We start from the raw sequence: 6,877 nt of genomic DNA on the forward strand, positions 1-6,877 counted from the left end.
GCAGTTTAATGGAAAAAAAGGAATTATTCGCCCTTCTTTCCCAGATGACTTTAGCTGAAAAGATTGGGCAGTTAGTGCAGCTAACGCCCAATTTTTTTGCCGAAGTGGCCGCTGAAGGGGAAATTACCGGACCTTTAGCTGAATTGGGAATCACCAAAGAAGAGTTATATACGCTAGGTTCAGTCCTAGGCACCCACACGAAAGAAGAAGTCTACGCCCTCCAAAAAAATTATTTAGCCCATTCACGTTTAAAAATTCCCTTAGTTTTTATGGCGGACGTTATTCACGGTTACGAAACGATTTTTCCCATTCCGTTGGCGCTAGGAGCGAGCTTTGATCCAGCCGTCGCTGAAGAAGTAGCGAGTCTTTCAGGAGCTGAAGCCAGTGCCGCTGGCGTTCACGTAACGTTTTCTCCGATGGTGGATTTGGTGCGGGATCCACGTTGGGGCCGCGTCTTAGAAAGTACCGGTGAGGACTCTTATTTAAACAGTCTGATGGCCACAGCTTTTGTCAAAGGGTATCAAGGAACAGCCGGAGAGCTAGCGACTAACTTTCGAAAAATTGCTGCCTGTGTCAAACACTTTGCCGGCTATGGAGCAGCTGAAGGGGGCCGGGACTACAACACGGTGGACCTCTCTGATTGGAATCTATACCAAAATTATTTGCCCGCTTTTCAAGCAGCGGTTACTGCCGGCGTAAAACTAGTGATGACGAGTTTTAACGTTTTAAAAGGCATTCCCTCTACCGCCAATAAATGGTTGTTACAAGACGTTTTACGGCAGGATTTAGGCTTTGAAGGTGTCGTGATTTCTGACTGGGGCGCTGTCCGCGAATTAGTGACGCACCGGGTGGCGGAAGATTTAAGCGCCGCGGCCCAGCGCGCCTTTACAGCCGGTTGTACCATGGATATGATGTCTTCAGCTTATATCAAGTATTTAGGCAACCTCGTGACAACAGGCGTGGTGGCTGAAACCGACATTGACGCAGCGGTGCTACAAGTTTTAACCTTGAAAAATGATTTAGGTTTATTTGCCGATCCGTATCGCGGCTTAACAACAGCGGGAGCCTTAGGGGTAAAAGAAGAGGTCTTGCGAAAAGCTAGTCGGCAAGCGGCAGCTAAAAGTATGGTTTTATTAAAAAACGATGAGGATATCTTGCCTTTAACCACAGGGCAAAAAGTGGCTGTCGTGGGACCTTTTGCGGCTAGCCAAGATATTTTAGGTGCTTGGTCGTGGATTGGACAAAAAGCCGCCGCGGTTTCTTTAGCGGCGGGCTTACAGGCTACCGACTTAGCTGTGACGGTCGTCCCTACCGTTGACCGTCTAGCGTACACGCCTAAAGAAGTTGACGCCATGTTGGCGGCAGCTGCCGCCTGTGATGTTGTAGTCGTGGCCCTAGGAGAGAGTGCTAGTGAAAGCGGCGAAGCCACCAGTAAAGGCCAGCCAAGTCTACCAGCAACCCAAGTAGCTTTACTGCAAAAAATTGCGGCGGTGAATGAAAAAGTAGTCACGGTGCTCTTTAACGGTCGACCATTACTATTAGCCGATATTTTGCTAGCTACGAAAGGATTAGTGGAAGCTTTCTTCCCCGGTAGTGAAGGCGGCCACGCCTTAGCCGATATCCTAACTGGAAAAGTCGCTCCTAGCGCTAAACTCCCCATGAGCTATCCCGCTACTTTGGGACAAATTCCTCTTCACTATGATGAACTGTCTACCGGCCGACCATTGACTGAGGACTACGCAGGTGGCGGCTATGTTTCCTTTTACTTAGATCAGCCTAATGCGCCGTTGTTTCCTTTTGGCTACGGCTTGACTTACGGGCAGCTGGAAGTCGCAGACGTAACCTTCCCTGCCACAATGAGCCACCAATTACCCGTGACGGTTACTTTACACAATCCTGGTGTTAAGGCGGTAACTGAAACACTCCAAGTCTATTTAGAAGATTTGGTGGGGGAAGTCGCCTTACCGAAACGCAGCCTCAAACACCTACAAAAAGTCACAGTGGCCCCAGGCACTAGTGAAAAGATTGAACTAACCTTAACTAAAGACGATCTCGCTTACGTCCACGCTGAATTAAGCACAGCCGCCGATCCTGGCGACTTCAAGCTATACGTGGGCTTTGATAGCCAATGTCCAGCGTATGGGACGTTTAGGTTGGTGGAGGGATAAAAATAAAGCTCACAACATGAATTTTAACGTTCATTTTGTGAGCTTTTTCTGTAGAATGGAGACAAGTCAGGGATCAAGAAAGTGGTGTATCACATGGAAGCAACTAACTACATATTAATTGATGAAAAAACAAAAAAACGCCAAAGCTTTCCTTCGTTGGAAGACTTGCGGGCAGCGCTAGAATTGGCGATGTACGAAATAATTAGTCAGAAGTTTCCAGCTGACGATGAGGAGCAAGAAGAACAATTTTTTATGCTGCAAGAAGATCTTGATGATGAGGGAAATTTTGAGCTAGATTATCACTCAGATACATACTTGTGCGATGAAGTAGCAGAATGGCTAGAATCGGCATTAATCGCGACTGGTGAAGAAGATTTCACTCAACAAATTTTGAAGTTGGTGGGGAAACAGGTGGAGATCTTATAGTAAGAAATTACTCGTTATATTTCGTTGCACACCATAGTATTTTATGAGATCCTAATATAAAAGTAGTTAAATTAATTATTTGAAAATTACACTAAAGGTGGGAAGAGCTATGGATAAAACACTAGAAGGTTTATTACAGCGACAAAATCAAATTAATAACCAATTGATTGAACTAGCAAATGAGTCTTTAAAAGTAAATCGTGAACTAGAAAAATTTTTAAAAAATGAAAACTCAAATACCAAAGATATTAAAGAGAAATTAGAAGAGCTACTCAGAAAAAAAGGATACAAAGTTTCTCAAAATACTATCCAAAATACACGTGTAATTCAAATAGAAAAAGGAAGTATAAAAAAACTTATTAACATTAGAACTAGTAAATATTGGGCAAAAAAATACAATGCATGGTACACGATTACTGATAAAAGCGTGGTAGGATTGGACTTTTTGGTACTAGAATACCTTGATAATAAAGGCACAAACAATTGTTTGGTTTTACCGCAAAAAATAATTGAAAATTTAGTGAGAGCTATAAAACACACGGCTGATGGAAGAATTCATATTCAATTAAGAGCTAACGGTGATTTTGCGACAGAAGAAAAAAGTAAAATAGATTTGACTGAATATATCAATAAGTTTGAATTACTTTAATTAGAAATTTTTATGTTCTCTATTTAAAGGATATTTGCAGTTATACGATAGAGTACAGCTCCAGTAACTCTTTTTCTTTTATTGCTATCCCAACTTTTTCTAGATTAGGAACTTGCTTTATATATAGCTGATGAAGCAAAATTTTACGTTCGTCGTTTTCTCCATAATGGACACAACGATGACAAGTTGGACAAAGACAAGCAATGTTGGAAACAGTATCGATACTGTTTCCAACATTGCTTGATATGCGATCGGGATAAGATGATGGGCTTCAACATAATTTCGATGTGTTGTTCGTGAGGTGAAAGTTTGATGGTTGTTGTTAATTTGGCAACTATAATTTGCTAAAACTATTGCAGTAGCACCTACTTGTGGGTTTCTAGCATATCTTGTAGTGCTACCAGTTACTAGTTTTGCGGGGGAACTAAAGTGATTAGCAGGATTTGTGGCAATCCATTGATTAATGTCGTTTTCATAATTCGCGTCATCCAACGTATTTTTCAAATCAGCCGATTCTGAAATAAATTTAATGTAATTGGATACGGCAGAAGAGTACATTCTTTTAGGATCGTGTTCCATTTGCTTTTCCATTAAGCGGACATCATTTAGTAACTGAGCTAAGTCAGTACTTTTGGTTAAAGTGTAAAAACTGATGCCTAAGTCTTTTACAATTTTATTGTGAGCCTGGGTGGCATACTTAGCTATTGAACTTTGAGAAAGCCCTCGACGCGATAGCCATTGTTTAAACAGTTCTTGCTTATTATCGTTTACAGTCATAAAGTCACTTCCTTAAAAAGCGCGTATCATTGAGTTGTTGATTTTAGAAAAATTAATGCAGAACAGCAATTGAGTAGTTAACACGTTGATTTAGAAATTGAAAACGAATAAAAATTGCAACAAGGAGAACACTATTATGGATTATTATAAAGAATACCAAAGTTTAGCACAAAACATTTTTGAATATTTGTCCAGCAAATATAATGTTAAAAAGGGTGCCTATTCAGTAAAAAGCTTTTCAAATTTAGCGTATTCGTTAGGAAATAGCTATAAGCGTATTTCTTATTATGACACAGATCAATTAATTAATGTTCATAAAAAACTTAGAGGAATTGAATCAGGAGAAGTTGTTACAAGTACAGAAATAGAAAATTTAGAAAAATTATTTGAGCACTTTAAAACTCTTGATAGAAATAGTCAAAAAGCAACAAGTTCATTAGAAATTATGTTTAAAAAGTTATCTGTGCAATCCAAAGAAGCAATCATTAATGAAAACGAATTCGATAATTTTAAAACCTATCTTCATGTTGAAAGAAAAATAGAACGTGAATTTGAAAAAAAGCTTAATGAACTTATTTTATCAAAGGGGAAAAAAATTCTTTTTCTTATTGGAAATGTTGGAGACGGTAAGAGCCATATTTTATCTTATATGAAAAAGAAATATGAAAAAGAAATAGAGCAGAAAAACATAAAAATTCATAACGATGCTACGGAAACGAACTCACCTAAAAATACTGCTTTAGAAACCATGAAACAAATATTAACGCCTTTTTCAGACGACGATATTGACTTTGGAAATGATAAATTAGTTGTAGCAATTAATTTGGGTGTTTTAACTAATTTAAAAAATTATTTGAAATCTAACGGAAATTTTTCGAAAGTAGTGGAATTTTTAGGAGAATCTGAAGCTTTTTTTAATGTAAAATCTATCTCAAAAAAAGAATCTTTAAATTTTAGTGTAGTTTCATTCATGGAAGTGAATAATTTTGAAATCGTCGATGGTAAAATTAAAAATTCGTTTTATAGAGATATTATGGAAAAAATTTATTCTAAAGATTTAAAAAATCCGTTCTATAGTGCCTATTTGGAAGACAAAAAAAGAGGAATGACTAAAATTATTCACGACAATTATGAATACTTGCTTAGAGAAGATATCAAACAGGCGATTGTTTATCTTCTTGTTAGAGCAGAAATAGAGTATAAAGTGATTTTATCTGCTAGAACGATACTAAACTTCTTTTTCGATATTACAGTTGATCGTGATGAAAATAGTAATACAAAATCATTTTTACCATATTTGCTCTTTGATAATAGAGATAGATCAGATATTTTAAAAGTAATTGGCGAAATGGATCCAAGTGGTAATCAAACAAGAACAATTGATGAATATTCAATCTCTTTATATCATGCAACAGATAAATTACGAACTGTAACAAAACTACTTGGAGAAGATGGAAAAATATTTTACAAAATTTTTCTTGGATTCCAGGAAAAGCAAGAGAAAATCAGTGAGTTTATTAATACCTTTTTGAGATTAAAGTTTTTAATGAATTACAAGAGCAAAATATTTAACAATAAAAATTTTGCTGATTATTTAATGCTGTATTCTAAAATTGTATCAGGTGAAAAACCAGGTGAAATTTATGATTTAGTCTATAATTCGTTCAAAATTTGGAATGGTGAGTCTGCAGAACAACGATGTGTTATTAAGAATCCTGAAAGTAATCAATTGAAGATTTTGGTAGAAGTAGATTTACAGCCACATTCACAAGCTGTTCAAGGAACAAATATAGTTGTTTCATTTTCTTCAATGGGAATTGAATATAAAGTTTTAATTGATTACAAAGCATACGAACTTCTTATTAAATTAAATAAAGGATACTTCTTAAAAGATGAAGATATTCGTTTAGCAACTAATTTTAATCGTTTTGTCAAAGAAATTATTGATAAGAACGAAAGCTTAAATCGCACGATAATCTTAGAGACTGATTCAATGAATGAGTATGAATTAAGTAGTTTTGGGGATAAAATTAAATTAGATAGAAGGTAAATAATTATGTCTGAAGCTGTAACTGAATTAGTAAAGTTACTAAATATGAATGAAGGAAAAAAAATTAGAGCTAATCATAATTTAAATGGAAATCGTTTGTTTCCTTTTCATACGAGAAATCCAGAACGAGTTAAATTTACTGATAATTTTGATGAAATTGTAGGAATAATTGCCAGATGTTCACTCAATAAAAAAGCTATATTAGATGATTTTAGTGAAGAACATATAGATAAAATTAAACAAAAATTACAGACTACAGTTTCTGAGAATGAAATAAAGCGATTATTTTCGATAGATTTTGATACAGTAAGGATTCCCTTATTAATTCAATACATTCCAGTTTTAAAAAATAATAAAACTCAAATAGATGAATCACGAGGAAAAAAGTTATTAGGAAGGTATATAACCAAGCTATTAAGACTAGATAAAAACGAAAAATGGAAAGAGTTTATAAATACGAAATTTGAATCAGACTTATATGAAAAAATATACGTTGATTGTTTACCTGAAATAGAGCAAGACTTTAATGATGAAGCTGAAAAAAGATTTGTTTTTTTTGATCAAGAAGAAATTGTAGCGAAATTTAATAACGATTTAGAGCAATTAATTTCGAATAGTCACTTTTCAATTGACAAGCTTAGTTTGTTAATTAGTTACTATTTTTTTTACTACGTAAATCAACAAACTTATAATTTACTTAATGATAAAAGAAAACAAAAGAAAATGTTTTTTTGATAAAGTCCATATAATTGTGTAAAAAGAAAAGGCCATATGAGTGCCTGATACGGTACAATGTTTTTAACCACA

At 35.6% G+C, this 6,877-nt stretch carries 6 protein-coding genes; 5 read left to right on the plus strand and 1 reads right to left on the minus strand.

The window, feature by feature from the left end; all coding sequences use genetic code 11:
• The first annotated feature begins 8 nt into the window (after nt 1–8).
• The 3 genes from FFM57_RS07950 (at nt 9) to FFM57_RS07960 (ending at nt 3,243) form a co-directional block, all read left to right on the plus strand.
• Complete coding sequence (locus FFM57_RS07950) at nt 9–2,168, plus strand: glycoside hydrolase family 3 N-terminal domain-containing protein (RefSeq protein ID WP_137599985.1); 2,160 nt, start codon at nt 9–11, stop codon at nt 2,166–2,168.
• Between the two features lie 93 nt (nt 2,169–2,261).
• Nucleotides 2,262–2,594, plus strand: a complete 333-nt coding sequence (locus FFM57_RS07955; RefSeq protein WP_137599986.1) for a hypothetical protein — start codon at nt 2,262–2,264, stop codon at nt 2,592–2,594.
• A 109-nt stretch (nt 2,595–2,703) separates the two neighbouring features.
• Nucleotides 2,704–3,243 (plus strand): hypothetical protein, encoded by a 540-nt coding sequence (locus FFM57_RS07960; protein WP_137599987.1) that lies wholly within the window; start codon nt 2,704–2,706, stop codon nt 3,241–3,243.
• A 117-nt stretch (nt 3,244–3,360) separates the two neighbouring features.
• On the opposite strand, the gene FFM57_RS07965 is transcribed toward FFM57_RS07960, so the two are convergent.
• Nucleotides 3,361–4,020: a hypothetical protein gene (locus FFM57_RS07965; RefSeq protein WP_137599988.1), complete on the minus strand. Its 660-nt coding sequence runs from the start codon at nt 4,018–4,020 to the stop codon at nt 3,361–3,363.
• 136 nt (nt 4,021–4,156) lie between these two features.
• On the opposite strand from FFM57_RS07965, the gene dptF reads away from it, so the two are divergent.
• The gene (dptF, locus tag FFM57_RS07970; RefSeq protein ID WP_137599989.1) at nt 4,157–6,070 is read left to right on the plus strand and encodes a DNA phosphorothioation-dependent restriction protein DptF; all 1,914 of its coding nucleotides are present in this window, start codon (nt 4,157–4,159) and stop codon (nt 6,068–6,070) included.
• 6 nt (nt 6,071–6,076) lie between these two features.
• A complete protein-coding gene (locus tag FFM57_RS07975; protein ID WP_137599990.1) occupies nt 6,077–6,805 on the plus strand; it encodes a hypothetical protein in 729 nt (242 codons plus the stop codon).
• Nucleotides 6,806–6,877 lie beyond the last annotated feature (72 nt).

Origin of the sequence: Enterococcus nangangensis (assembly GCF_005405245.1) — a bacterium.
In the GTDB taxonomy this organism is placed as follows: domain Bacteria; phylum Bacillota; class Bacilli; order Lactobacillales; family Enterococcaceae; genus Enterococcus_J; species Enterococcus_J nangangensis.

Coding starts and splice junctions, on each gene's coding strand:
- FFM57_RS07950 (WP_137599985.1), top strand. CDS start 9: ATGGAAAAAAAGGAATTATTCGCCCTTCTTTCCCAGATGACTTTAGCT.
- FFM57_RS07955 (WP_137599986.1), top strand. CDS start 2,262: ATGGAAGCAACTAACTACATATTAATTGATGAAAAAACAAAAAAACGC.
- FFM57_RS07960 (WP_137599987.1), top strand. CDS start 2,704: ATGGATAAAACACTAGAAGGTTTATTACAGCGACAAAATCAAATTAAT.
- FFM57_RS07965 (WP_137599988.1), bottom strand. CDS start 4,020: ATGACTGTAAACGATAATAAGCAAGAACTGTTTAAACAATGGCTATCG.
- dptF (WP_137599989.1), top strand. CDS start 4,157: ATGGATTATTATAAAGAATACCAAAGTTTAGCACAAAACATTTTTGAA.
- FFM57_RS07975 (WP_137599990.1), top strand. CDS start 6,077: ATGTCTGAAGCTGTAACTGAATTAGTAAAGTTACTAAATATGAATGAA.